Below are 25,877 nucleotides of genomic sequence, written 5' to 3' on the forward strand. Positions count from 1 at the left end.
GGAGCCAATCAATTCTTGCGGAGAACTGTGAATGCGCAAACCAACCCTTGGCAGAACATATCCATCGCGTCCGCCATCTCCAGCAGCCGCACGCGGCGCATCTCGGGCAGCGTTGGGTCCTGGCCACGGGTGCGCATGATCGTGCTCCTGTCGTTGAGGACCCGGCTAGGCTGGCGGGGTTGCCTTACTGGTTAGCAGAATGAATCACCGATACGCGAGCGAACGTGAAGCGACTGCTGCTGCAAAACGTCTGCGACCTGAGCAACAACATGAATGGTCTTCGGTTTCCGTGTTTCGTAAAGTCTGGAAACGCGGAAGTCCCCTACGTGCTGCTGAAGTTGCCCGCAACAGAGAGTGGAACCAACCGGTGATACCACGATACTATGACTGAGAGTCAACGCCATGAGCGGCCTCATTTCTTATTCTGAGTTACAACAGTCCGCACCGCTGCCGGTAGCTATTGACTATCCGGCTGCACTAGCCCTGCGTCAGATGGCTCTGATCCAAGGCAAACTGCCAAAATATCTGCTGGCACCGGAAGTCAGCGCCCTGCACCATTATGTTCCGGATCTGCATCGCAGGATGCTGCTGGCTACCCTGTGGAACACCTACATCTGTATTAACGAAGCGCTGGCATTGACCCTGAGTGATTTTTCTCTGGTGCCGCCTTATCACTGTTGAAGGCCACCGCTCATCACGCGTTTGCTGACATTGAGCCCTGCCGGCCGATCGGCCTGAGACTCTCAGCACAGGAGACGGCGGGTGACGAGCGTATACTTTTTCGACGCTTGGTTGCGGTCGCGCTAGGCGTGGCCGCCGACGAACCCGCTGGTGTCGCCCTTGCGGAGCAGCGCAAGGCGGACCTTGCCACGACATCCCCTCGCCCGCCGATCGTCTAAATTCGTCGAGGTTAAGAAATTCCCGCTCCGGCGAGGCCATCACCATCACCGGCGTCAGGTAGTGGACATGGCAGCAGCGCACGCAGGGGCACTGTTGCAAAGTTAGCGATGAGGCAGCCTTTTGTCTTATTCAAAGGCCTTACATTTCAAAAACTCTGCTTACCAGGCGCATTTCGCCCAGGGGATCACCATAATAAAATGCTGAGGCCTGGCCTTTGCGTAGTGCACGCATCACCTCAATACCTTTGATGGTGGCGTAAGCCGTCTTCATGGATTTAAATCCCAGCGTGGCGCCGATTATCCGTTTCAGTTTGCCATGATCGCATTCAATCACGTTGTTCCGGTACTTAATCTGTCGGTGTTCAACGTCAGACGGGCACCGGCCTTCGCGTTTGAGCAGAGCAAGCGCGCGACCATAGGCGGGCGCTTTATCCGTGTTGATGAATCGCGGGATCTGCCACTTCTTCACGTTGTTGAGGATTTTACCCAGAAACCGGTATGCAGCTTTGCTGTTACGACGGGAGGAGAGATAAAAATCGACAGTGCGGCCCCGGCTGTCGACGGCCCGGTACAGATACGCCCAGCGGCCATTGACCTTCACGTAGGTTTCATCCATGTGCCACGGGCAAAGATCGGAAGGGTTACGCCAGTACCAGCGCAGCCGTTTTTCCATTTCAGGCGCATAACGCTGAACCCAGCGGTAAATCGTGGAGTGATCGACATTCACTCCGCGTTCAGCCAGCATCTCCTGCAGCTCACGGTAACTGATGCCGTATTTGCAGTACCAGCGTACGGCCCACAGAATGATGTCACGCTGAAAATGCCGGCCTTTGAATGGGTTCATGTGCAGCTCCATCAGCAAAAGGGGATGATAAGTTTATCACCACCGACTATTTGCAACAGTGCCCTACAGACTGCCATGGTTGCCCGCTATGGCGACATGATTTGCTTAGTTGATACTGCCAATGAAATTCTCACGGACAACCCATTCACACTCTATCGAGCAATTCGTCGTGGCAAAGTGAATTTGCAGGAGTTGCATATTAAGGGTCGTCGGCTCCAGAACGCGCAGCCTTTCTTTAGAACTGCAGATGTGGTTGCCTTCATAAAGTCCGAAGTCATGCCTGTCATCTCCAAACTTTCGCCAGCAAGAAGGTCAAAGTACCGACTGCATTTAGAGCCTGTGTTTCGGATTTAGTGAGCCTCTGACTGGCACTCTTATGTGCTTATCAGATTGCCTATCCAGCGAATGTCTGCTCTATTTCAATTGCTTTCACTTCCATTTGCGCCCCACCTGTGGGGCTTGGAAGCTAAATAAGCATGATTGCTTATTTTGTTGCGCCCCACTTGTGGGGTTTACGGTGAAAGTAGAAAACGCCTGCTGAGAAGCAGGCTTTTTTCTTTCTGGTGTTGTCTTGATGCCATCTGCTCAGTCCTGCAGCGTCACCAGATTCAACCATTACCGCCGACTTGCACCATGGTCGGATGCAGTCCTTGTGCTTCTGCAATCAAGCCCTTGAGTTCTGCACTCAGACCTTCTTCACGATTAACGTCGATAGCAGCCAGTCTTGCTGTGATGCTCCAAGCGTGCTGCAGGCTCAAGTCATCATCATCCAGATCGTCCATTTCATACCTCTCAAAACTGAGTTAGAGCTTGATTCTTGCGATGATTGCTGCAACCAAGGGGAATGCCACGCTGCCGTAAATAGCAATGCGTGACACCCACGTACCTCGCATAAGCAGCTTTCTGGAACGCCACGCTGCTACAGCTCCAGCTAACAACGCACCAGGCACGGCATAGAGCAGAAACCCAATGACGTTCCAGCCATAGCCCCACCCTTCGCCACCCGGCTGGATAGCCAGCAGCGCAACGTACAGGGCTATGACCACCGCTGCCATTGTTTTTAGCACCCAGTCACCACGCACCATGGCTCTCCTTGCTTAACCAGTCTCAGACCTACCAAACAAAAAAGCCCGCTTTCGCGGGCTTGTCGGTCAGGCTTAATCCTTGATGGCAAAAGCCTCGCGGTCAGCAGCTCCTGCAATCCATGCAGGAGCTTTGCCACGGCCAGTCCAAGTCTGTCCTGTTGCTGGATCGCGGTACTTGGGAGCCACTTTTCCAGTTGGCTTGCGTGTGCCACCCTTACCGCCTCCAAACACATCATCAGCAGTCAAGCCGTACTCCGCAACGATGGCACGAACATCCGAAATCGCTTTCGACAGTTCTTCTTTGCGCGCCTTGTTGATTGCGTCCTCCAGAGCTTGTCTTTGTGCCAGGAGTTCTTTGTAAGTGGACATTGCAGTTGCCTTTCATCTAGTTAATCAATTAAGTCAGCCATCTCATCGTCGGCTGGCTTCGTGTCCCCGTTCGCCAACAGATCACCGAACTCGCTCATCAGCTTGTCCAGTCGCTCCCGAAGTTCCTCTGAGATGTACTCATAGCCGGGGTCACTTTTCACATCACGCATGACGTTGAAAAGAGTCGGTGCGGCCTTCGTCACCTTCTTCTTAAAAATCTGTTCAGGTAGGTGCTTCTTGGTGAGCTTCTTGCCACCAGTACCTTGCACCTTGTCCAGCTCCGCTTGCAGCACTTGAGCAGCTTTAATGCCGTGCTTGCGAAGCATGTCAATTGCAATGCCTGCGGCCACCAGATCGTTCATCACCATCTCACGCAGCTTTATGTCAGCAGACATAAGTGCCAGCAGGTCATCGGTGTACTTCTCTCCGATCTCAAGCCGGTCGGCAATTTCTTTGGTGTCCATGCCCATCTTAGACAGGCGCTTGCACAACAACGCCAGCTCATAGGGTGCGAGCTTTTCACCGCCTTCGTTGTGCCGGTACAGGCTGACCTGCAAATCTTCTTGTGACGTACCAGGCGGCACGATCACCATGGGCAGGCGTCCAAGCTCTGCACCTTCGCTAACTGCAAGATCGTAGGCTTCCAGTCTGCCGTGTCCGTCAGTTAGATAGATGATCTGCTTTCCATCAACGTCAGCTACATAACCTTCCAAAGCCTTCGACTGAATGTAGCCTTCCTTCTTCATCGAGTCGGCTAGATAGCGAATCTTCTTCTTGTAGCGTTCCGTGTTGGTCAGACGCACGTTGAAGTTCGGCAGGACATGAATATGGTCACGCTCAACTTGCCAAAGGTCGCGGCTTTTTGCACCGGCCTGCTGCATGGCCTTCTTAGATGAATCTAAGGCTGCGCGCGACTATTTCGGGAAACTTAGCTTCTCCCTATGTCCTTGTTGTTTGAATGAAATTAAAAGTGCTGATGATGGTGAGTCATGCACTTTATGCAAAAGCCCTATTAATGCAACTGCGGCGGATGCTCAAATTCTGCGGATGCGCAATGAACTCAACGTCCAGCTAGCTGAGTCAAAAGGACTGATTGCAGATAGAGAAAAAGAATTGCGAAAGCTTCACAGCTATCAACCATCTTTGAAGCAGAACTTGCGAGTGCTTGAGCGCAGATTTACCGAACTCAGCGAGACCTGGTCATCAGAAGTAGAGTCTGCAATTGAAGGTGCTGCGCGAAAACTAGGGGCAGTTGAGCAGGAAATTAGGAGTTTGTATGAAACTCAGCGCCTTGCGGATGTTATCAGGCAGCTTCAATTGAAACGTGATGAGCTAGCTTCAAATCTCATCATTGTGAATTCGACTATCGAATCACTTATTGATTCGCAAGAACATAGAAAAAAGAAGGTACAACTTGTAATTGCTGAGACGCTTAGCGGACTGCTGCGGAAGGACCTTCATCGCCAGTCTGAATTTGTCAATGCCAATAATGTTCAGTTTAGTTTTTCCGACAATGAAGTTTCTGTCGAGGGTGCTACCCAGTTCTCAGAAAGTTCAACAGTAGTTCTGCGTCATTTATTTCATTTAGCAATGTTGAGTGCATCGACACGATTACCCGAAATGCGGCTTCCACGATTTATGATGCTTGACGGGATTGAAGATGGGGGCATGGAATTAGAGCGCTCTTATCGTCTCCAAGAAATTATTATCGAGGAATGCTCAAAATTCGATTGCGATTACCAGCTGATATTTGCGACATCCCAGATTGCTCCAAATCTAGAAAATGAAAATTATGTTGTTGGGAAACAGTATTCCGAAGAATCTCGTTCATTGAATTTACTCTAAGTAATAATTACGACAATTAAAGAGTAATAGTAGAAAGCCACTGATCCAGACATAAATATGACTGGTTTCAGTGAGCGCTATTACTTCTACAATTTAGGCCATTAATTAAAGTACGCTGGGTATCGTCTGTTGATTTTTTCTGCGTATGTAATTACCTAACATCACATCTGACTTGTGGCCAGTCTGCGCTCGCAACTGCCAAGACTGCAACCCTTGCTCTGCAGCACTAGTGCAATACCCGGCCCGCAAACTATGTCCACTGATGTTCTTTGTATCTGCCCCAACTTGAGCAACAGCTGCTTTCACAATGAGTGAGACTGATTGCGCTGTCAAACCATGCTTAGCAACACCGTCGTGGCGGTTGACAGACCTAAACACATGACCATAACTGATGCTAGCAGTCTTAAGCCAGCCCATTAGCGCATTGACTGGACAGTGATTGCCACTGGCTCGAGGAATAAATACGGATCGTCCGCGCCTTTCTTGATCAGTCTTGCTAACCGGCAGCTCAATCACCAATCCTTCTGAGTTAAAACTTAGATGTTCCACGCATATACCAACCAGCTCTGACCGCCGCATAGCTGATGCAAAGCCGATAAGCAGCAATGCTTGGTCGCGCGAAGCTCTTACGGGCATGCAGCTGACCTGGATTGCGTCCAGTACAGATAACAGTTCATTTTTCAGCAATGGCTTCGCTTGCCTCTGCTTGGTGCCGAGAGTACGACGTATGCCCTGCAGCACTTGTCTCACGATTTCAGCACGTGCTGGTGACTGATGATGCCTGTCTACATGGGCTTGATGGATAGCGACAACACGGCGCTCAATGGTGGCTACAGCTAGCCCGTCATTCGCAGACTCGGCCAAGTACTTGGCCAAATGCTTGGGAGAGCATGGCACACATCCGCCATGCGCCAGAAAATGCCGCAAGTCTGAGGCATAGGCACGCTTAGTCGAGGTCGCCTGACTGGCATTGATATATTCTTTAATATATTTCTCAATATTCTTTGGGCCTACATTCTTTTTATTTTTCTTGAGCTTCATCGACTTAGACAAATTAATATTTTCCAAGAACAATTTTTCCGAAATTTTCTTACTCATGAGAACTCCAGTTTAATTATTGATAACTGTGACTTATCACTACCTAGAATCTAGTTGAAGATTCATAGGCAGCAGCGAGGATTTCATGGCGCAGAAAATCGTTGCTGCCGATTGATTCCCTTGAATTTTTCTGCGGTGCGGGTGAGTCGCTGAATGGAGAGCGGATGCACTGGTTTTTTTATTTACTCAGCGAATCGCATCTGAATTTATAACTTCGCGACATTTAGTTTACGACAATGTTGCGAAATTAATAAAATACAGCACTTTTTGGTGTTTTGTATATAATAACACCATGCATTAATTAAACAAATTTTCTGATGAATTTATGTATCAGTAAATATCGCTGATTTTTATTATGTGCGCAGAGCATTATTCGCTGAATCATTGCCTGATTCCTGAGTTGAATCACCCGAGCAATTTGGCATTTCGCCGCCACCACCGCATCGTGCTGCTGCAGCGCTTTTTGCCGGTTCTGGCCGACATGCTCAGTGCGGAGCAGCTGGTTGATGTGTCGAGTGAGCTGGAGATGCTGTACTGGCCAGCACTGGGACGTGCGCAAAGTCCGTGCTTCTTTGAAGTGCCTGCGTTTCTTGGCTCCGTGACCCCGGATCAGCCGATGGAGCCTGCGGTGGTGTTCGAGCGCTTGATGGCGTTGCCGTGTCCACCGTTGCCGTTGGATGTGGCCCCGGTGGCTTGCAACTTGGAGCGTCTGGGCAAGCAGCTGGATTTGTCAGCCGTCGAGCAACTGCATCTGCTGTGCGCTTATCTGAATTACGGCGGTGGTGCGTGGCCGTATCTGCAGTTGCCAGAGCGTTCACAGCACGCTTTGCTGGCTACATGGTGGGCCACCGATCTGGCTGCGGTCAATGCCACGTTGAATGGCCGGTTGGGCACACTGCGCTTGCTGGAGCTGCCAAGCTGGCAGTACTCTGATGGCACGCAATCGCTGTGCTGCACATTGGCGGCGCTGCTGCCCATGTCTGCGGATGTGGTGCGGATTGTGAGCCAACACCATGCGACCGATGCCGCGTTGCTAAATGCTCTGCAGCACCTGCCGTAGAACGCCTGCACTGGTGGTGTGAAGTCACTGCCACTTTGAATTCTTGATCTCTCCATGGACCGCTTTGAAGGTCCTTTTTTTTATCCGTTTCCACGCATGCGGAGGACAGTGCTCGCCCATGTGGGGCAGCGGTGTCGGTGGTTCGCACGTGGAGTTCTTGCGTCTGACGTTCAACCAAGGAGTAATTCCATGTCAGCAAATCCTTCTCAACCCACAGCAGCTCGCCGCATGACGTTGATGAGCAATGCCCCGCGCTTTGCTCTCGGCCAGATGGTCGCCACACCAGGCGCTTTGGCGCTGCTGGATCAAACCGGCTTTAGTGCGCTGGCATTGATCTCACGCCATGTGCATGGCGACTGGGGCGACTGCTGCGCCGAAGACAAAGCCACCAATGAGCTGTCGGTCCAGCAGGGCATGCGTGTGATGAGTGTCTACCGGCTGGTGGACGCCGAAAGACTGCAGCAGACGCCGCAAGACAAGCGCAGCAGCTTGCCCACGATCTGGATCATCACCGAAGCCAATCGCAGCGTGACCACGCTGCTCTTGCCGGAAGACTACTGATGGCGGCACGTGTATCTGGAATCGCTTACGGCTTCCAGCGCGTGCATGCGGCATTGCAGACCGGACATGTGCTGACCGTACAGCAACAGCGCCAAGAGCCGGTGCGCTGCTTCATGCAGCAGTCCATGCTTGATGGCGCTTGCGGCACGCATGTGCTGGCCATGATCTTGGTGATCTTCGATTTGGCCAAGGCCTCCGCCATGCACGACATGAGCCAGCGCAAGCATGGAGTGGCGGCTGCGGTCTGGAAAGCCTTCGGCCCCAAGTACTTTGCTGGCATTTACGCCAATGAGTGGGCAGAGTTAGTCAACAGCTTGGCTTTACCACTGAAGCTGACGGCCAAGTACGGAGCCACAGAGCATGTAGATCGGCATGCATTGGATTGGCTGATGCGTGGCGAGTTGGTGGCGCTGGCTTTTGCATCAGTCAAGCATCAACGTACCAGGCATTGGGCGCTGGCAGTCGGCGTGGAAGGCATCGCAACTGGATCAAAGCATCAACCGCAGCGCATCTTGTTGCTGGACCCTGGCGGTGGCGAACCGAGCTTCCAAGCATTCAATGCACGGCTGCGATTGCCGACCACGGGTCTTGGTAGTCGCCGCGCCAAGCAACTGCATCTGGCGGCTGATGGTGCCAAGCCATGGACGGTGTTCTGGCATTACGAATCGGAGTCGTGGACTGCGGAGCTGGTGCGACTGTTGGCAGCGGTGCGCGTGCGCAAGCTGCAGTGACTGGCCTATGCTTTAGAGCGTTTGGCGCGGTGATCGGTGTCGATCGCTTTGGATGGCGCTGGAATTTTTTCGGCATGCGCCTGGTTGCGGCGGCGCAGTTCACCGCCTTGTGATGCCGGTGGCAGCGTGGCCGTCACGCCATCAAAGAGCTCTGCCAGCGTGATGCCCAAGCAGTGGCACAACGTGGCGAGCGTGAGCAGCGATGGATTGATGTGGCCGTTCTCCATCTTGGAGATACGCGAGCGCTCCACCTCGGCGTCATGCGCCAATTGTTCTTGCGACTTTTGCGCCAGCTCGCGGTAGCTGCGCAGCTTGGCCCCCAGTGCCTGTGTGACGGCATTGGGCAGCTTCACCACTGGCGTGGTGCTCAGCTGCGACGGGGCGGACTCCTTGGCTTTCATGGCCACAGAGGGTCTGCCAATGTGCTTTTTGAGCCAACGTCTTATACGACACAATGCTTTAAGATTTGAGTCGTATAAAACACATAAAACAGGAGAGAGAAGTAATGAGAAAGACTCTAATGAGTGGCGCATGCGCGGCTGCAGCCGTGCTTGCTGGATGTGGCAGCAAGACGCCAACTTGTGCGGATGCGGAGACAGTCAGCTTGGTCAAACAGATATACCAGCAGCAGTTTGACAAGCAGCACAAGGACATGAGCGAGGAGCGCCAAAAGCGCGTCCAGTTCACGGTCAAGGACACCGCTGTTACCCTTGAGAACATCACCACCGACGCCAGCAATCCCGACACTGGAAAAGCTATGTGCTCAGCACAGCTGACAACCGTCTTGCCGGAAGATGCTGTGAAAGCTGAGCCGCAGATGGAGCAATACATGCGGGCCATCTATGAACGGCAAGGTGCTGTATTGGAGGGCACCAAACTCCGTGGCAATGTGGAGTACACCGCGCAACGAACGGAAGACACAGGTGTACTGCAAGTTGCACTGAGCGGTTTCATGCCGTTCATGGGCTACTTCCATGACATAGCCATGGATCGCTATGACCGCATGCTGCGCGCACAAGCAGCAGCAAAGAAGTCAGTCGAGGCTCAAATGTCTGCCGCACCATCTGCCAGCATGGCTGAGATGGAAGCCGAGACCGAAGGAGTACCTTCGGAGTCAGCGCCGTCAGCTGCAGCACCACAGCAGTCACAAGCGACGATCAACGAGCAAATCCAAGCCGCGCAGCCTGTACCTGGCCAGACGGCTGCAGTGCCCACGCTGTGTTCAGCCGACGAGACCCCGGTGTTTGCCTGCTCGACCGGCAAAAAGCGTGCATCGCTGTGCATGGCCAGCAGCGGTAGTCAGCTGACGTACCGACTGGCCCCGCTGGACGCAGCGCCAGAGATGGTCTACCCGGCGAATGCTGCGACTGCAAGCACCGCGTTCAAACAGGGCACGCACACTGGCTCCACTGAGCAGGCACTGCCTTATGTATCGTTTGACAAGGGCAACTACCGCTATGTCGTGTATGGCCGGACAACCACGGAGCAAGGCATCTTGGTAGAGCAAAGTGGCAAGCGCATTGCAGACCTGCACTGCCAAGGGGAGCGACTGTCTGAGCTGGGCATGTCGAAGATGCAAAGTTTGAGTCTGAATCAAGACACGCGACCGTTGCAGCTCCCATAAATCCGCAGCAGTGGCATTCAAGCCTCAATCATGCCCGTTTGTGCCGTGCCGACTTGCTCAGCCAGTGCTGCAATGGGCATGATTTCAGAAAAATAGAGAAAGAGAGTGAGACATGATCTCCAAGCCTATTGCTCCAGCCTTCAAGCACCTCTGGCGAAGCTTCTGTGCAGGTGCGGCTTTAATGGCCGCGACATTTGCAGTACATGCCCAGGGCTCCACATTCAAGCTTCCGACTCGCGAAGGGGTGAGCACCACGGTGTTTTGGAAAGCGACTCCGGATGCCAAAGCCACGGTGCTACTGTTTCCCGGTGGTGGCGGTGGCTATGGGCGGGTGGAAAACGGCAAAGCCACTAGCAGCAATTTTTTGGTGCGCTCAGCGCCGTACTTCACAGCCAACGGCTTCAATGTGGCAATCCTTGGCCGCCCCAACGGCAAGGAGCTGGACTTTGCGGACAGAGTCACGGCCGAGCACATGACGGACCTCGCCAAAGTGCTGGAGTTCGTGAAGCAAAAAAGCGACCGTCCTGTCTGGCTCGTTGGCACCAGCCGGGGCACGGTGTCAGCGACGGCCATGGCGATCAAGGTGCCCGATCCGGCCATCGCCGGCCTGGTGCTGACCTCCAGCATCGTGCGCTATGCCACCCCTGGTGCTGTGCCGCTCCAGGACCTGAAAGCCATCCAAATGCCGGTGCTGGTCTACCACCATGCCAAGGATGCTTGCAGGCACTGCCAGCCGGTGGAAACGTCCTGGATTCTCAAGGGGCTGAGCAATGCGCCCGTCAAGAAACTGATGATGGTGGATGGCGGCTCCGACCCCACTGGCGATGAATGCGATGCGCAGCACTGGCATGGCTTTATCGGCATGGAGCGTGAAGCGGTGGATCAGATCGCAGGCTGGATCAGAAATCCAGTGAACTAAGCCAACAAGGCTGTCCACGTCACTCGTCTTCGCTGGCTCAGCGGATGTGCCGGTGGGCAAGCCTCTATCCAAAAGCAAAGATAACAAGAGAGCAACATGAACACAAAGCGTTGTATGCACACGCTGACGGCCACTGCAATCGCCGTGCTGTCGGCCTTCTCGGTGCAGTTCGGTTATGCACAGAACAACCCTGTGGCCGGTAACGGCGGAGCTTCCGCACCAGACGATTGGCTACTGACGCCCAAAGGGCCAAAGTGGTGGTATCAAACCATCCCGAGTCCGCAGCCTAAAGCGTTGAACGTCAGATCAGCCAAAGCGGCTGAGCAAACCGTCATCAATGAAGCCCGCACGCTGATGGCCAATCGTCCGGCCAAGGCTTTTGCATTGCTTGATGGTGACAACGTGCTGCACACCGAATTCAAAGCGCCCGCCGATGCCAATTCATTGTTTTTTGGCTTCTCGATGGGGAAGACGGTCACAGCCATGGCAGTTGGTCGAGCCATTTGCGCTGGCAAGCTCAGTCTGCAAACCAAAGCCAGTGAGTTGATACCGAAATTACAGGGCAAGGCTCTTGGCGAAGCGACAGTCCATGATCTGTTGCGCATGTCGTCCGGCACGGCCCAGATCAATGCGGACAGCACCATTTGGAACAAGGAGCAGGTTCAAGACTGGAGAGTCGGTCTGCTGAACCTGGAGGACCTGGTTTCGTCAGACCCAGTGACGCAAGCTGCCCGTGGTGTGTTCTCGACATACAAACCAGGCGAAGTCTTTGCATACAAGTCCACCGACCCCCTGACGCTGGGTATCATGGTCAGCCGCGCTACGAACACGCCTTGGAACCAGTGGATTCAGGAGCAAGTCCTCAATCCTATGGGGGCAGCGCATGCTGGTCTCTACGTCCAAGATCGGGCGCAGAACGGTCTTGCAGATTCCGGCATGCGCTTGCGCCTTGAAGACTGGATGCGCTTTGCGGTGTGGGTCAAAGAATCATCCAAGCAGCAAGACTGCTTTGGTGACTTCGTGCGCACAGCCATGAGCAAGCAAATCGCCAATGGCACAACACCGGCCACGCGCAAGAACGGCAAGCTGTTTGCCAGCTACGGCTACCTCACTTGGACCGACAACGACATTGCGCCGAACACGGCTTGGGCTGTCGGCTGGGGCGGCCAGCGTATCGGCTGGAACAAGGGCAACGACCGCATGGTGCTGGTATTTTCCAATGAGGAGTCATGGCTAGCCGATGCATATGTGCTGGCCAAGAACTGGGGGCAACTGCAATGAGCTTTAGTCACCTCCCCAAAAACATGTCCGGCAAATGTGTTCAGGCTCTGCTGGCTTCGGTTCTTGGTATCGTAGCTGCCAGCAGTCACGCCGAGCCATTTGATGATCTCAGCGCAGGCCAAACCGGCCGCATTGAGTTCAACTCCAAGACACCAGACCATCGCTGGGCACTAATACGTGGCCGGTTAGGGGCAGATACCCCCATCTTTGGTGATCTGCTGATGCCAGCCAATGCGCTGGGCAAAGTTCCGGCAGTGGTGTTTTCTCACGGCAGCGAAGGTGTCAGCAGCCTGTACTTCGATGTATGGGCCAAAGCACTCAACGCGGCAGGCTATGCAGTCTTTGTTGTTGACAGCTTCAAGCCTCGTAACGAAGAGCGGGTCACGGGCGCTACCAAGCAACTGACATGGAACACCACTGCCAATCTGGCGGATGCGCTGTACGCCCTCAAGCTGCTGGCAACTCATCCGCAAATCGATAGCCAGCGTATCTATCACATGGGCTGGTCACGGGGTGGGCAAGCCGTGCTGGACGCTGCATGGCCTACCTACCAGCAGCACGTTGTGCCAGTTACGGTGAAGTGGGCTGGCAGCATTGCGGTCTATCCCGGCTGCAATATGCGCTACCGTGTCGATCAGCACAGCAAACTGCCGTCGCCGCTGCTGATGTTGCTGGGTGAGAAAGACGATATGACATTGCCCAAGCCATGCATGGAGTTGGCCGATGAACTGGCGGTCAACGGCAATCCGGTCACGTACAAGGTCTACGTGGGCGCTACGCATGTTTTTGACCGACTCAACCAGAAGTGGGCGCAGTACCGGGAAGGCAACTACAACAAGTGCTCGATGGACGTGCGCATGCCCTATGGCGCCAACGATCGTTCCTGGGGCCCGGCACATGACAAGTATTCCGGCAAGACCTTCACTGACGTGAATGAGTGGAACGGCTTTCTGATAACCTGCCAACAGGCATCGTTCATCAACATAGAGAGCAACGACAAGGCCAGGGAGCAAGCTATCAAGGATGTGCTGGCATTCCTGTCGACACGCTAGGTGCCTCCCCGCCAGCACTGCCTAGACATGTCATGCGACTTACCGCTAAAGAAAATTAAGCGGAAGTCTGGGGGCCAATGTGCATCTGCAGGCCCAATGCATGCATCACCTTCATGACGGTGGACAGGCTGGGGTTGCCTTGCTCGCCAAGCGACTTGTACAGGCCCTCACGGGTGAGGCCGGTATCTTTGGCAAGCTGCATCATGCCGCGAGCGCGGGCAATGTCGCCAAGAGCTTTGGCGAACACAGATGCATCATCTGGCGCCTGCTCCAGGCAGGCTTGTAGATAGGCCGCGCAATCCTCATCGGACTGCAGATACTCGGCGGCATCAAAAGGCTTGATGCCCAGCTTTTCATAGGTAGCACGGTTCATAGCTTTACCCTTTCAAGTCTTTGACCATCGCCTGAGCCTTGGCAATGTCTTTTTGCTGGGTGGACTTGTCGCCACCACCAAGCGCAACAACAACCACATCTCCATCGCGCCAGCAGTACACGCGGTAGCCGGGGCCAGAGTCGATGCGCAACTCGGTCACTTCGCCTCCAACAGGCTTGCAGTCACCCCAATTTCCGAGCGACAGCCGAGTGAGTCGAGCTAAAACCTGTCGCTGGCCCACTTTGTCGCGCAGGGCCTGGAGCCAACCGTCAAAGGCCGCAGTACGTAGAACTTGGATCATTTTGTGAACTACAGTTTACATCATTCAATAGAAATACGCTTGACAGACGAAGTCCGGGAAGCGCTGAAGACGCTTGTAGGCCAACATGGCTCCCCAGCATGAAGCTCAATTCCATCAAATATATTCATACTTTATTAATTTGGTTTCGGTTAACGTAACTGAATTTATTTTCATAAGACTGCGTTTTTCACAATAAAAATTTAATAATTAAAAATTCTCACTATGCAACCATGCACGCTCATACTGCGTGGCATCAACAAAACCATTCCAACGCTTAGGCTCATAAACGAATCCACTTTCTAGAGCCCACTCCGGTGGCTCCTTGATATTAGCGGGGTCTGTCAGCGACTTCCATGAAATTCCATCTACCATCAAAGCCGGCACTGACAAGTTAATACCATATTTTTCCAGAATATCCTTGCGATAGCGATAGTAGGTTGCAGGGCTTGCGCAAAAGGCTTTAGGGTCTCGACCAGCCAACCACAAAGCTATCAACGTACGGTTTTTCAAGTCCGCCTTTTGCAGTATCAACTCACGCACATCCAGCGGAGGCAGGTCTTGCAGCGGAATATCTTTGACCGTTTCTATATGGAGAGTACGAGCCACATCTGGGTTCCAGGCAACCCCCTTACTCAAAGATAAATTTTTATTCTTCAGATCACGTTTATGCCTGGTTTCAATCCGTACGCCATGAGCAAGATATTGATCCATCATCTGATCGAAATACAATCCTGTCCCGATTCTCTCAAAATTCATAGCCATATTCCCAAGCAGCTTATGCTTGTGGCGCAAGAGCTTATCCATAAAATAATTCTGCTTGTCATAAATCAGGACTTCACGGTCCCGCGACCCAGGCCACAAACGCACTCCAACACCGGGAGAAATCGGAGTTGCTTTAAGTGAAGCAGTGCCATAACGCCGTATATCATCACACAGTTTAGCGATCAAGCTTGCAGGCATTGCATAGTGTTCTGCAATATGCACCTCATCTACAGCATAGTTACCAGAAATTATCGCCTTAGAAACTGAGGCAGGACAATCCATCTCCAGAGTTTCAAAAACCAAATGAATAGTCTTTTTAACTAGACCTCGGAAATCATTGGAACCCATACCATTATGACCTTGCAGCCACTGAGCAGGCGACCCATGAAAACGCATGCGTTGACCATTGGTTTCTAAACGCACATTGAAATTCGGAGCATATTTACCAGCAATTACCTTAACCTCGGTAAAAGATTTATTTTTAACACCGCTAGGCTGACGAACCACGACTTTCTTTCCGATTTCAGGAAAGTCATCACCATCAATGGTTATGTTGAAATAGTCGATCATGGTTTTATATTCAACTGCTGCAAATGTGCAGCCATATAGAGAAATGATTCAATAGTGATAGTGGTCTCCACAGCTCTACTTCGCTGGCGACACCGTGCACAGCCGCTGCAACGTGAAGGCGTGCAGGGGTGTGCAACAGTGCAAGCGCTAGCGGATGCACATATGCATCAGCTGGCGTACTTGAGCCAGCGGCCAACAGTGGTGCGATCAACACCGAGCTTTTTCGCCACCTCAGCTTGACTCAATCCGGACTCCATCAACTCTTTCGCTTCCTGCGCGCGAGAGTTCTTGTGCACGCCATCAGATTGGCTCCAAGTCAAACCGCCCTCTTCGTCTTTGCCCATCGTGACCGCTATGGGCTTGGCATCCGCAGAAGACAAATGGCGATTTTTTTCCCAGACCAGATTGAAGCGTAAAGCTCCGTCACTGAATACACCATCAGCCGGCTTCAATGCCACAGACCAATCCAAAGCATCCTCATGACTGCTGCTGCCGCGCTGCTTGCCTGTTTTACCTGTGTGATGAATAACGATAATCGTGCGACCTGCGCGCTTATGGCCCAACATCCAACGCATCATGGGTGCCCAGGCTTCAGCCGTTTCACGGCCATCGCCACTCCATGCAGAATAATTGTCAATAAAGAGCACATCCCATTCCGTACCAATCAGTGCATCAATTTCTCCTTGACCATCAAACGTATTGATTGAAGGCAACAAACCAGTGAACGTTTCAGGGGTGAAAATTTTCAAACCATCAGGTGGATTAGTCTTCAGACTTTTGCACAATGCAATAGTGCGACTCTTGAGAGTGACGAGGTCCATCTCTCCATCCATATAAATGACCTTACGGGCTTTGCGCGGCTTCTTATTCAAAAAATCCACACCAGTACTCATGGATACAGCGATACCCAATGCCACCCATGTTTTCCCGTGCCCTCGAGGGCCGAACAGCATGCCAATTTGATTGGACTGGATGGGTTCACCCCAGTGCTTCTTGCGCGTCCTGGCATTCAGCTTTGCCAATTCTGCTGCAGAAATCAACTTCATTTTATCAAACGGCTGGAAATAATTCGACTCACCGGAATCAGCTTGATATTTGGAATTTTTCATATACTCTTTTAGTAAAATTTTCTCGATGATTTTTGCCTTCTAAATATGCACTCTTAATTCAAAGATGATGCAGAAACCAAAAATCATTTTTTATTTACACTCAATCAGCTTGCAGATTGAGAGTTAATCCATTCAGCGAAGGCACACTCATCAATTAACACACGACGCCCCACTTTACGGATTGCATGCGCCAAACCATTGCCAGGAACATATTCCTCACCATTTTTTGACTTAGCACGCAAGCGAGGTTTGGATGCGTAGATAAGAGCACGAATTGAATTTTCAGAGAACGCTGGAAATTTTTGACTCAGCTGATAAACAGTCAACCAGCTCTTCATAAAGGATTCGTAATCCTGCTTTGAAATTTTCACTTCAACTTTTTCCTCAATCACCTTCACTCTCCTTATTTGATGAATGTGCATCGCTGCGCATTGATGGCAAATATATTTCGAGCAATCAGCCAAGCCGGGAAAGCATAAAAAACTATAATTTCCCGGATTTTTTTATTTAAATTCAATGACTTAGGAAAATTTCAGAAAATCAACCCAAATAGCCACTCATAACACATGGAATTTCATTTAAAGATTTCGGAATTCAAATGTTGCTGGTCTACCAGCGGTCTACCCAACGCCAACCGGCCCGAGCGCCACGCAGACCCACAGGAAGGGCTGCTGAAGTGGGTCACAATCGCTGGTTAAGGAAATAAGCGACCACCCATGGCTATCAAGAAATCTGAGCTCTATTCGTCCCTCTGGGCATCGTGTGACGAACTGCGCGGCGGCATGGATGCCAGCCAGTACAAGGATTACGTGCTGGTGCTGCTGTTCATCAAATACGTCAGCGACAAGTACGCCGGGCAGCCCTTCGCGCCCATCACCATCCCTGCTGGTGCCAGCTTTGCCGACATGGTGGCGCTCAAGGGCAGCACCGACATTGGAGACCAGATCAACAAGCGCATCGTGGGCCCGCTGGCTGCAGCCAACAAGCTGGCCGACATGCCGGACTTCAATGACGCCACCAAGCTCGGCACTGGCAAAGAGATGGTGGATCGGCTCACCAACCTGATCGCCACGTTTGAAAACCCGGCGCTGGACTTCTCCAAGAACCGTGCCGATGGCGACGACATTCTGGGAGATGCTTATGAGTATCTGATGCGCCACTTCGCCACTGAAAGTGGCAAGAGCAAGGGGCAGTTCTACACCCCAGCCGAAGTTAGCCGCGTCATGGCCAAGATCATTGGCATTGGGGGCGCGCACACCACTAGCGCTACGACGGTGTACGACCCCACCTGCGGATCGGGCTCACTGCTATTGAAGGTGGGCGATGAAGCCTCAGCCAAGGTCACGCTCTACGGCCAGGAGAAAGACTCAGCCACCAGCGGCTTGGCGCGCATGAACATGATCTTGCACGACAACCCCACGGCAGAAATCCACCAGGGCAACACGTTGGCGGACCCGAAGTTCAAGGTCAGCATGGGCGGGCAAGACGTGCTCAAGACCTTTGACTATGTAGTGGCCAATCCGCCCTTTTCCGACAAGCGCTGGAGCACCGGCATCGACCCTCTTCACGACCCCTATGGCCGGTTTGACACCTTTGGCGTGCCACCCGCCAAACAGGGTGACTTTGCCTATCTGCTGCATATCATCCGCTCACTCAAGAGCACCGGCCAAGCCGCGTGCATCTTGCCGCACGGCGTGCTATTCCGTGGCAATGCCGAAGCCGACATTCGCAAGAACCTGATCCGCCATGGCTACATCAAAGGCATCATCGGCCTGCCCGCCAACCTGTTCTATGGCACCGGCATTCCGGCTTGCATCATCGTCATCGACAAGCAAAACGCACAGGCGCGCAAAGGCATCTTCATGCTGGACGCCAGCAGCGGCTACATGAAAGACGGCCCCAAAAACCGGCTGCGCGAGCAAGACCTTCACAAAATCGTGGATGTGTTCACCAAGCAAACCGACGTGCCCAAACTTGCACGCATGGTGAGCCTGGAAGAAATCGAGAAAAACGACTTCAATCTCAACCTGCCGCGCTATATCGACAGCAGCGTGGCCGAAGACCTGCAAGACATTGCCGGGCATCTGCAAGGCGGCATTCCGGTTGCAGACATAGATAGTCCTGCGCTCAAGCCCTACTGGGCTGTGTGCCCAACACTACGCCAGTCACTGTTCAGCACGCTGCGGCCCGGCTACCTGTCTCTGGCAGTGGATAAGACCACGATCAAGACCACGATCCACGCACATGCCGAGTTCACAGCCTTTGTGCAGCGCATGAACACCTTGTTTGCCGACTGGCAGACACGCACTACGCCCACACTCAAGGCACTGCAGCCAGGTTTTCACCCCAAGCAATTGATTGCCGAGCTGTCCGAAAACCTGCTGGCCCATTACACCGGCCAGCCGCTGATCGACGAATACGCCGTGTACCAGCACCTGATGGACTACTGGGCCACCACGATGCAGGACGATGCCTATCTGATTGCCGCCGATGGCTGGAAGGCAGAAACCTACCGCATCATTGAAGTCAAGAAAAACAAAGACGGCAAAGTCACCAAAACCACGGACAAGGGCTGGGCATGCGACCTGGTGCCCAAGCCGCTGATCGTGGCACGCTACTTTGCCCAGGATCAAGCCGCCATTGATGAATTGGCGGCCAACCTCGAAAGCATCACCACCCAACTCACCGAGCTGGAAGAAGAACACAGTGGTGACGATGCAGCGTTCTCCGGCTTTGACAAGATCAACAAGGCCGGCGTGACCGACCGGCTGCGCGAGATCAAGGGCGACGCGGATGCCAAGGAAGAAGCCGAGGTACTGAACCACTGGCTCAAGCTTGCCAAGCAAGAGGCCGACCTGAAAAAACAGCTCAGAGATGCCGAGGCCGCGCTGGACGCCAAGGCACTGGCCCAATACCCCAAGCTCAGCCAAGCAGATACTCAGACGCTGGTGGTAGATGACAAATGGCTGGCTGCGCTGCGTACTGCGATCCACGGCGAAATGGATCGCATCAGCCAGGCACTGACACAGCGGGTCAAGGAACTGGCGGACCGCTACGACACGCCCATGCCGCAGATGGCCAGTCACGTGGCGAAACTAGAAGCCAAGGTGAACCAGCATCTGGCGAAGATGGGGTTCGTATGGAACTGAAGACGGGATACAAGCGTACCGAAGCAGGCATCGTTCCAGCAGACTGGCTTGATTGCACCGTTGGCGATTTGATTAAATTTGAAGGTGGATCACAGCCTGACAAAAGTCACTTCAAGCAATCATGGATTCCTGGATACACAAGGCTTATCCAAATACGAGATTACAAATCGAACAAGTACGAAACCTATGTACCCTCAAAGCTAGTACGTAGGTTTTGTGATGAGAGCGATATTATGATTGGCCGCTATGGGCCTCCAGTCTTTCAGATATTAAAAGGAATTTCGGGCGCATATAACGTAGCACTGATTAAAGCAATACCGGAAAGCCAGATAAACAAAGAATATGCCTACTATTTTTTAAAGCAAGATTCTTTATTCACATTCATAGACAAACTTTCACAGCGCTCATCTGGGCAAACCGGCGTTGACCTTAAAGAATTAAAGGCTTATCCACTCTCACTTCCGCCGACCCAAGTCGAACAAGAATCCATTGCCGAAGCTTTGAGCGATGCCGATGCCCTCATCGAATCCCTGGATCAACTCATCACCAAAAAGCGCCAAATCAAACAAGGTGCCATGCAGGAATTACTTACCGGCAAGCGGAGGCTGCCGGGGTTTAGTGGGGAGTGGGAGGTTAAGCAGCTGGGTGATGTAGTTGAGAAGTTCGTTGGAGGCGGAACGCCCAGCCGTACAAATTCTGGCTATTGGGGCGGGGAAATACCTTGGGTGACCGTTAAGGACTTCGCCACCTTTAACTCACGTGAAACACAAGAGTCAATTACGAAAATAGGATTAAATAGCAGTGCGTCAAATTTGATTGCCAAAGGGACTCTCATCACTTCCACACGAATGGCTCTTGGGAAAGCTGTCATATATGAAGTGGATGTTGCCATCAACCAAGACCTTAAAGCACTCTTTCACAAATCCACTTTAGATGTGCGCTACTTATTTTTTTGGTTCCAATACCACAGTCAAACAATTGATGGTCTAGGGAGTGGAAGTACAGTGAAGGGAATTTCTCTTCCAGAACTGAAGAAGATTGAATTTCAGCTTCCCCCAAAATCGGAGCAAACCGCTATCGCCGCGGTCCTCAGTGATATGGACACCGAACTCGAAGCCCTGGAGTCCCGCCTCGCCAAAGCCCGCCAGATCAAGCAAGGCATGATGCAGGAGCTGCTGACCGGCAGGATTCGTTTACTATAAATCGCGTAGCTTCTTGCGCTTGATGGATAAGCGCTAGAGGCTATTTTGACTACATATCTTCTGTATCCCCCCATGACGCCCCCATCCACCATGAGCGAAGCATCCATGCAGAACATGGAAGCCCGCATCCCCTCGCTGGCGCAAATCGCTGTGCGGCAGGCACGCCGACAGGCGCTCACCACCAGCGGCAAGGTGCTGGAGGCCCGCGATGGTCACTTGGTGGAGATAGCTGCCAATGGCACGGTGCGGGTGCTTCGCCACATCGCCAAGCCCATTCCCGTGGCTCTGGGCTCCAAGCAATTCCGCGCACACAGGGCTCCATGACAGACCGCTACGCCGTTCATGGCACCCAGGGTGAGTTCCAGCCAGGCTCGAATGACCTGGTACTGGCCAACAAGCTGGGCATTCAGTCTGTGGAAGACATGGATGACTTGGAGCTGGAGCTGCTGCAGCGGTTGTATGAGGAGGTGCTGGTCAAACACCTGCCCAATCGGGTTTTGACAGCGGAGGATTTGAAGACCTGGCACCGCCGCTGGTTGGGCAATGTCTTTGAATGGGCGGGTCAGGAGCGCTCGGTCAACATGGGCAAGGACGGTTTTATGTTTGCGGCTTCCGCGCAGATTCCCCGCTTGTTGGCTGATTTCGAGCGGTCTTGTCTAGCCCGCTGGACACCTTGCCACGACATGGACACTGATGCGCTGGTGGACGCTATTGCCATCACGCACGTGGAATTTATTTTGATTCACCCGTTTCGCGAGGGGAACGGGCGCTTGTCACGCCTGCTGGCGGACGTAATGGCCGTGCAATCAGGCAGGCTGCCACTGGACTACAGCACGTGGAATACCGACAAGCCCGCCTACATTCGGGCGATTCACCAAGGTTTTCTAGGAAACTACGCGCCGATGAAACGGCTCGTGGAGCAAGCGCTGAGCGGTGGCGCGACTTGAGTCAGGCCGCTAGCTTGATGTGCGCAAAACGGTGCTGACTGCGATTTTGCAGCTTCTGCTCCAGCTGTTGCACGGTCAGCCCTGTTTCCAGCGCAGTGGAACTGGCCACGGCGCGGCGCACGGCTTGTGGGCTGGGCTTGGCAGGCTTCTTGGCAGAGGTGTTGTGTTTGAGCATGGTCACAGTATGTGGCTATCTGTACAGTGTACCGGGTTGATCTGGCGGAGAGGGAGAAAACATCCATATGAGCGATATTGGCAAGCCTGAGCGCGCCACGCAAAACCGCGTGGTCAAGCTGTTTTGTGACGAACTGGGGTACAGCTACCTGGGCGACTGGACCGACCGCGCGGGCAACAGCAACATCGAAGAAGGCTTGCTGACCGAGTATCTGACCAGCGCTGGCTACAGCCCAGCCCAGATCAGCACGGCGCTGTACAAGCTGCGCACCGAAGCCAATCACCCCGACCGCAGCCTGTACGGCAACAACCAGGCCGTATACCAGTTGCTGCGCTATGGCGTGCCGGTGAAGACCGAAGCGGGCAAGGTGACGGAAACCGTGCACCTGATCAACTGGAAAGCACCCGCCAGCAATCACTTTGCGATTGCCGAAGAAGTTACGCTCAAGGGCAAGCAACAGCGGCGACCCGATGTGGTGCTGTATATCAACGGCATCGCCATCGGTGTGCTGGAGCTCAAAAACAGCCGGGTCAGCATTGGCGATGGCATCAGGCAAAGCCTGTCAAACCAGCAGCCGGAATTCAACGCCTGGTTCTTCAGCACCGTGCAGTTGGTGATGGCGGGTAACGATTCCGAAGGCATGCAGTACGGCACCATTGGCACGCCGGAGAAATTCTTCCTGACCTGGAAGGAAGACGAGGCCGACAACAGCCGCTACAAGCTGGACAAGTACCTGCTGAGGATGTGCAGCAAGGCCCGCCTCATCGAGTTGATGCACGACTTTGTACTGTTCGACGGCGGTGTGAAGAAGCTGCCCCGCGTGCACCAGTATTTCGGCATCAAGGCCGCGCAAGAGCATGTGCACCAGCGCCAGGGCGGCATCATCTGGCATACGCAGGGGGCTGGCAAAAGCATTTTGATGGTGCTGCTGGCCAAGTGGATTCTGGAGAACAAGCCGCAGGCGCGGGTGGCCATCATCACCGACCGCGATGAACTGGACAAACAGATCGAGCGGGTGTTTACCGATGCCGGTGAAACCATCTGCCGCACCAGCAGTGGCCGCGACTTGATGAGCCAACTTGGCCAGGCTACGCCCCGGCTGCTGTGCTCGCTGGTGCACAAGTTTGGCGCGACCGCCAAAAATGCCGATGTGGACTTTGACGCCTTCATCAAAGACCTGCAGGCGCAGCCCAGCCCCACAGTGGGCGAGGTGTTTGTGTTTGTGGACGAATGCCACCGCACACAGGGCGGCAAGCTCAACCGCGTGATGAAGGCGCTGATGCCCAATGCGGTGTTCATCGGCTTCACTGGCACGCCTCTACTCAAGAAAGACAAGGCCAGCAGCTTGGAAGTGTTTGGCGGCTATATCCACACCTATAAATTCAGCGAAGCCGTGGAAGATGGCGTGGTGCTGGACCTAGTGTACGAGGCCCGCGACATTGACCAAAAGCTGGGCTCACAAGACAAGATCGACCAGTGGTTTGACGCCAAAACCAAGGCGCTGAACGACTGGCAAAAAGAAGAGCTGAAAAAGCAATGGGGCACGATGCAGAACGTGCTCAGCTCCAAAGCCCGCATGGACCGGGTGGTGGCGGACATTATTTTTGACTTCAGCGTCAAACCGCGCCTGTCCAGCGAGCGGGGCAATGCCATTCTGGTGGCATCGAGCATCTACGAGGCCTGCAAATACTTCACGCTGTTCCAGAAGACGCTGTTCAAGGGCCGATGCGCGGTCATCACCTCATACAACCCGCAGGCCAAGGATGTGACGCTGGAAGAGATTGGCGCCGGTACAGAGACCGACAAGCAGTTCATCTACAACACCTATACCGAACTGCTGAGCAATGTGCAGCCCAAGCCGGGCAAGTCCAAAACAGAAACCTACGAAGACCAAGCCAAGGCCCTATTCATCAAGGAACCTGCCAACATGCGCCTGCTTGTCGTTGTGGACAAGCTGCTGACCGGCTTTGATGCGCCGCCCTGCTCTTACCTGTACATCGACAAGTCCATGCAGGACCATGGTCTGTTCCAGGCAATTTGCCGTACCAACCGACTGGACGGCGATGACAAGGACTTTGGCTACATCGTCGATTACAAGGACTTGTTCAAAAAGGTGGAGAAAGCCATTGCGGTGTACACCTCGGAGATCGACCACAGTGCAGGCGGTGCCGACCCCGAAGTGATGCTGCAGGATCGGCTGACGTTGGGCCGGGAACGGCTGGATGCTGCGCTGGAAGCCTTGTTCTTGCTGTGCGAGCCAGTACAGCCGCCCAAGGGTGAGCTGGAGCACATTCACTACTTCTGCGGCAATACCGAGATTGCCGACGACCTGAAAACCCACGAACCACAGCGCGTAGCTTTCTACAAGGGTGTGGTTGCGCTGCTGCGTGCCTATGCCAATGTGGCCGATGAAATGGCTGCAGCCGGGTACAGCGAACAAGACGCCAAGTCCATCAAGACCAAGCTGGATCGGTACCTTGCCATCCGCGAGATCATCCGCAAGGCCAGCGGCGAGACCTTGGACCTCAAGCCTTTTGAGGCAGACATGCGGCACTTGATAGACACCTATATCGAAGCCAGTGAGCCACGCAAGATTTCGCCATTTGACGGCATTGGATTGCTGGACTTGATCGTGAAGACAGGCATTGCGGATGCGATTGCCAACAAGCTGGCCGACATGCAGGGCAACCAGCAAGCTATTGCCGAGACAATTGAAAACAACGTTCGCAGCAAGATCATCAAAGACAGCCTGACCGACCCGGCCTACTTTGAAAAAATGTCTGCCCTGCTCAATGAAATCATCACGCTGCGCAAGGAGCGCGCCATCGAGTACGAAGAGTATTTGAAGCGCATTGCAGACATTGCTACCAAGGTACAGACAGGTCCAGCAGACCCCACATCAGGCAAGCTCGACTCACCCGGCAAGCGCGCCATTTTCAACAACCTACAGAACTCGCCGGTGCTGCATGCAGTGAAAGTAGCAGAGGCGGATGCACCTTACGGCCCCGCATACAGCGATGAAGACCCTGCTGTGTCCCTGGCGCTCAAAATCGACAAATCGGTGCGGCTGGCCCGTCCAGATGGCTGGAGAGGCGTACAGGCCAAGGAGTTAGTGATTAAACGTGCGCTGTATGACACACTCAAAGACGTGGACGAAGTAGAGCGCCTGTTTCTCGTCATCAACGCGCAGCAGGAATATTGATGCCAGAGAGCATTGATCTGGGCGGCATCGCTGCCGAGGTGATCAGAAAGCGCATCAAGCATGTGCACTTGAGCGTGTACCCACCCGCCGGTCGCATACGGATTTCTGCGCCCGAGCACATGGCATTGGACACGATCCGGGTGTTTGCGATTTCCAAGCTGCCATGGATCAAAAGCCAGCAGCGCAAAGTGCGCGCACAGAAACGCGAAGCCCCGCGCGATTACATAGACCGCGAGAGCCACTATCTGTGGGGCAAGCGGTATCTGCTGACCGTGATCGAACGCGATGCCACGCCCGCCATTGACCTCCAGCACAAACGAATCGTGCTTGGTGTTCGCCCAAGCACCAGCACGGAACGCCGCGAGGAACTGCTGGATGCATGGTATCGCGAACAGGTCAAGACGGCATTGCCACCGCTGCTGCAAAAGTGGGAAGCATTGATGAACGTGAAAGCCTCCAAGGTTTTTGTGCAGCGCATGAAAACCAAGTGGGGAAGCTGCAACCCCGACAGCCGCGCCATTCGGCTGAACACCGATCTAGCAAAAAAGCCGCCCGAATGTCTGGAATACATCATCGTGCACGAGCTAGCTCATTTAATTGAACCTAGTCACAATGCACGCTTTATTTCAGTAATGAATTTATTTATGCCAAAGTGGGAATATTTCAGGGAAGAACTTAATAATCTACCCGTTCGACATGAAAATTGGTCTTATTAAAAA

The 25,877-nt window shown here is 53.4% G+C and carries 29 protein-coding genes and 1 pseudogene; 16 read left to right on the top strand and 14 right to left on the bottom strand.

What is annotated here, in order from left to right; all coding sequences use genetic code 11:
• Positions 1-44: 44 nt before the first annotated feature.
• Positions 45-134: pseudogene (locus F0P97_RS28090) on the bottom strand (type VI secretion protein); the annotation flags it as partial.
• A gap of 268 nt (positions 135-402) precedes the next feature.
• Between F0P97_RS28090 and F0P97_RS17765 the strand changes: the two are divergent.
• Positions 403-681: a tyrosine-type recombinase/integrase gene (locus F0P97_RS17765; protein ID WP_000015696.1), complete on the top strand. Its 279-nt coding sequence runs from the start codon at positions 403-405 to the stop codon at positions 679-681.
• Between the two features lie 357 nt (positions 682-1,038).
• On the opposite strand, the gene F0P97_RS17770 is transcribed toward F0P97_RS17765, so the two are convergent.
• Complete coding sequence (locus tag F0P97_RS17770) at positions 1,039-1,743, bottom strand: IS6-like element IS26 family transposase (protein ID WP_001067855.1); 705 nt, start codon at positions 1,741-1,743, stop codon at positions 1,039-1,041.
• A gap of 75 nt (positions 1,744-1,818) precedes the next feature.
• Here F0P97_RS17770 and F0P97_RS17775 point away from each other — a divergent pair, with 75 nt between their 5' ends.
• On the top strand, positions 1,819-2,097 hold the full coding sequence (locus tag F0P97_RS17775; RefSeq protein WP_182283340.1) for a hypothetical protein: 279 nt from the start codon (positions 1,819-1,821) through the stop codon (positions 2,095-2,097).
• Positions 2,098-2,351: 254 nt separating this feature from the next.
• Here F0P97_RS17775 and F0P97_RS17780 read toward each other — a convergent pair whose 3' ends face one another.
• From F0P97_RS17780 to F0P97_RS17795, 4 genes are all read right to left on the bottom strand, one after another.
• Positions 2,352-2,525 carry a hypothetical protein gene (locus F0P97_RS17780; protein ID WP_182283341.1) on the bottom strand — a complete coding sequence of 58 codons (174 nt, stop codon included), beginning with the start codon at positions 2,523-2,525 and terminating at the stop codon, positions 2,352-2,354.
• A 21-nt stretch (positions 2,526-2,546) separates the two neighbouring features.
• Positions 2,547-2,828, bottom strand: coding sequence for a hypothetical protein (locus F0P97_RS17785; RefSeq protein ID WP_182283342.1), 282 nt, complete (start codon positions 2,826-2,828; stop codon positions 2,547-2,549).
• Between the two features lie 72 nt (positions 2,829-2,900).
• Positions 2,901-3,197 (bottom strand): H-NS family nucleoid-associated regulatory protein, encoded by a 297-nt coding sequence (locus F0P97_RS17790; protein WP_182283343.1) that lies wholly within the window; start codon positions 3,195-3,197, stop codon positions 2,901-2,903.
• 20 nt (positions 3,198-3,217) lie between these two features.
• Positions 3,218-4,078 (bottom strand): hypothetical protein, encoded by an 861-nt coding sequence (locus tag F0P97_RS17795; RefSeq protein ID WP_182283344.1) that lies wholly within the window; start codon positions 4,076-4,078, stop codon positions 3,218-3,220.
• On the opposite strand from F0P97_RS17795, the gene F0P97_RS27720 reads away from it, so the two are divergent.
• The gene (locus tag F0P97_RS27720) at positions 4,077-5,042 is read left to right on the top strand and encodes a hypothetical protein (RefSeq protein WP_182283345.1); all 966 of its coding nucleotides are present in this window, start codon (positions 4,077-4,079) and stop codon (positions 5,040-5,042) included. The two genes, F0P97_RS17795 and F0P97_RS27720, sit on opposite strands and share 2 nt — an antisense overlap.
• 105 nt (positions 5,043-5,147) lie before the next feature.
• Here F0P97_RS27720 and F0P97_RS17805 read toward each other — a convergent pair whose 3' ends face one another.
• A complete protein-coding gene (locus F0P97_RS17805; RefSeq protein ID WP_182283346.1) occupies positions 5,148-6,140 on the bottom strand; it encodes a site-specific integrase in 993 nt (330 codons plus the stop codon).
• A 418-nt stretch (positions 6,141-6,558) separates the two neighbouring features.
• Between F0P97_RS17805 and F0P97_RS17810 the strand changes: the two genes are divergently transcribed.
• From F0P97_RS17810 to F0P97_RS17820, 3 genes are all read left to right on the top strand, one after another.
• Positions 6,559-7,200 carry a hypothetical protein gene (locus tag F0P97_RS17810; RefSeq protein WP_232537978.1) on the top strand — a complete coding sequence of 214 codons (642 nt, stop codon included), beginning with the start codon at positions 6,559-6,561 and terminating at the stop codon, positions 7,198-7,200.
• 189 nt (positions 7,201-7,389) lie between these two features.
• A complete protein-coding gene (locus tag F0P97_RS17815) occupies positions 7,390-7,761 on the top strand; it encodes a type I restriction endonuclease subunit M (protein WP_232537979.1) in 372 nt (123 codons plus the stop codon).
• The gene (locus F0P97_RS17820; RefSeq protein WP_182283347.1) at positions 7,761-8,492 is read left to right on the top strand and encodes a hypothetical protein; all 732 of its coding nucleotides are present in this window, start codon (positions 7,761-7,763) and stop codon (positions 8,490-8,492) included. Before F0P97_RS17815 ends, F0P97_RS17820 begins: the two co-directional genes overlap by 1 nt.
• A gap of 5 nt (positions 8,493-8,497) precedes the next feature.
• Here the strand turns inward: F0P97_RS17820 and F0P97_RS17825 are convergent, their stop codons facing one another.
• On the bottom strand, positions 8,498-8,893 hold the full coding sequence (locus F0P97_RS17825; protein WP_182287235.1) for a helix-turn-helix domain-containing protein: 396 nt from the start codon (positions 8,891-8,893) through the stop codon (positions 8,498-8,500).
• A gap of 104 nt (positions 8,894-8,997) precedes the next feature.
• On the opposite strand from F0P97_RS17825, the gene F0P97_RS17830 reads away from it, so the two are divergent.
• The 4 genes from F0P97_RS17830 to F0P97_RS17845 all read left to right on the top strand — a co-directional run bounded on the left by F0P97_RS17830 (position 8,998) and on the right by F0P97_RS17845 (position 13,368).
• On the top strand, positions 8,998-10,116 hold the full coding sequence (locus F0P97_RS17830; RefSeq protein ID WP_232537980.1) for a hypothetical protein: 1,119 nt from the start codon (positions 8,998-9,000) through the stop codon (positions 10,114-10,116).
• A gap of 112 nt (positions 10,117-10,228) precedes the next feature.
• Positions 10,229-11,035 carry an alpha/beta hydrolase gene (locus tag F0P97_RS17835; protein WP_182283348.1) on the top strand — a complete coding sequence of 269 codons (807 nt, stop codon included), beginning with the start codon at positions 10,229-10,231 and terminating at the stop codon, positions 11,033-11,035.
• A 96-nt stretch (positions 11,036-11,131) separates the two neighbouring features.
• Positions 11,132-12,316 (top strand): serine hydrolase domain-containing protein, encoded by a 1,185-nt coding sequence (locus F0P97_RS17840; RefSeq protein ID WP_232537981.1) that lies wholly within the window; start codon positions 11,132-11,134, stop codon positions 12,314-12,316.
• On the top strand, positions 12,265-13,368 hold the full coding sequence (locus F0P97_RS17845) for a dienelactone hydrolase family protein (protein WP_232537982.1): 1,104 nt from the start codon (positions 12,265-12,267) through the stop codon (positions 13,366-13,368). Before F0P97_RS17840 ends, F0P97_RS17845 begins: the two co-directional genes overlap by 52 nt.
• Positions 13,369-13,423: 55 nt before the next feature.
• Here the strand turns inward: F0P97_RS17845 and F0P97_RS17850 are convergent, their stop codons facing one another.
• The 5 genes from F0P97_RS17850 to F0P97_RS17870 all read right to left on the bottom strand — a co-directional run bounded on the left by F0P97_RS17850 (position 13,424) and on the right by F0P97_RS17870 (position 16,875).
• The gene (locus F0P97_RS17850; protein ID WP_182283349.1) at positions 13,424-13,741 is read right to left on the bottom strand and encodes an addiction module antidote protein; all 318 of its coding nucleotides are present in this window, start codon (positions 13,739-13,741) and stop codon (positions 13,424-13,426) included.
• A gap of 4 nt (positions 13,742-13,745) precedes the next feature.
• Positions 13,746-14,042 carry a type II toxin-antitoxin system RelE/ParE family toxin gene (locus F0P97_RS17855; RefSeq protein ID WP_182283350.1) on the bottom strand — a complete coding sequence of 99 codons (297 nt, stop codon included), beginning with the start codon at positions 14,040-14,042 and terminating at the stop codon, positions 13,746-13,748.
• A gap of 207 nt (positions 14,043-14,249) precedes the next feature.
• Positions 14,250-15,374, bottom strand: a complete 1,125-nt coding sequence (locus F0P97_RS17860) for a phage/plasmid replication protein, II/X family (protein WP_182283351.1) — start codon at positions 15,372-15,374, stop codon at positions 14,250-14,252.
• Positions 15,375-15,541: 167 nt separating this feature from the next.
• A complete protein-coding gene (locus F0P97_RS17865) occupies positions 15,542-16,483 on the bottom strand; it encodes an AAA family ATPase (RefSeq protein ID WP_182283352.1) in 942 nt (313 codons plus the stop codon).
• A 104-nt stretch (positions 16,484-16,587) separates the two neighbouring features.
• Positions 16,588-16,875, bottom strand: a complete 288-nt coding sequence (locus F0P97_RS17870) for a hypothetical protein (protein WP_182283353.1) — start codon at positions 16,873-16,875, stop codon at positions 16,588-16,590.
• A gap of 324 nt (positions 16,876-17,199) precedes the next feature.
• Here F0P97_RS17870 and F0P97_RS17875 point away from each other — a divergent pair, with 324 nt between their 5' ends.
• The 4 genes from F0P97_RS17875 to F0P97_RS17890 all read left to right on the top strand — a co-directional run bounded on the left by F0P97_RS17875 (position 17,200) and on the right by F0P97_RS17890 (position 21,781).
• Positions 17,200-19,632 (top strand): type I restriction-modification system subunit M, encoded by a 2,433-nt coding sequence (locus F0P97_RS17875; RefSeq protein ID WP_182283354.1) that lies wholly within the window; start codon positions 17,200-17,202, stop codon positions 19,630-19,632.
• Positions 19,623-20,834, top strand: a complete 1,212-nt coding sequence (locus tag F0P97_RS17880) for a restriction endonuclease subunit S (protein ID WP_182283355.1) — start codon at positions 19,623-19,625, stop codon at positions 20,832-20,834. Before F0P97_RS17875 ends, F0P97_RS17880 begins: the two co-directional genes overlap by 10 nt.
• A 72-nt stretch (positions 20,835-20,906) precedes the next feature.
• A complete protein-coding gene (locus tag F0P97_RS17885; RefSeq protein WP_182283356.1) occupies positions 20,907-21,158 on the top strand; it encodes a hypothetical protein in 252 nt (83 codons plus the stop codon).
• Positions 21,155-21,781: a Fic/DOC family protein gene (locus tag F0P97_RS17890; RefSeq protein ID WP_182283357.1), complete on the top strand. Its 627-nt coding sequence runs from the start codon at positions 21,155-21,157 to the stop codon at positions 21,779-21,781. The genes F0P97_RS17885 and F0P97_RS17890 overlap by 4 nt, the downstream gene beginning before the upstream one ends.
• A gap of 1 nt (position 21,782) precedes the next feature.
• Here F0P97_RS17890 and F0P97_RS17895 read toward each other — a convergent pair whose 3' ends face one another.
• A complete protein-coding gene (locus F0P97_RS17895; RefSeq protein ID WP_182283358.1) occupies positions 21,783-21,956 on the bottom strand; it encodes a hypothetical protein in 174 nt (57 codons plus the stop codon).
• 67 nt (positions 21,957-22,023) lie between these two features.
• Here F0P97_RS17895 and F0P97_RS17900 point away from each other — a divergent pair, with 67 nt between their 5' ends.
• A complete protein-coding gene (locus F0P97_RS17900; RefSeq protein WP_182283359.1) occupies positions 22,024-25,158 on the top strand; it encodes a type I restriction endonuclease subunit R in 3,135 nt (1,044 codons plus the stop codon).
• Positions 25,158-25,874 (top strand): M48 family metallopeptidase, encoded by a 717-nt coding sequence (locus tag F0P97_RS17905; RefSeq protein WP_182283360.1) that lies wholly within the window; start codon positions 25,158-25,160, stop codon positions 25,872-25,874. The genes F0P97_RS17900 and F0P97_RS17905 overlap by 1 nt, the downstream gene beginning before the upstream one ends.
• Positions 25,875-25,877 lie beyond the last annotated feature (3 nt).

Source organism: Comamonas testosteroni, assembly GCF_014076415.1.
Classification (GTDB): Bacteria; Pseudomonadota; Gammaproteobacteria; order Burkholderiales; family Burkholderiaceae_C; genus Comamonas; species Comamonas testosteroni_F.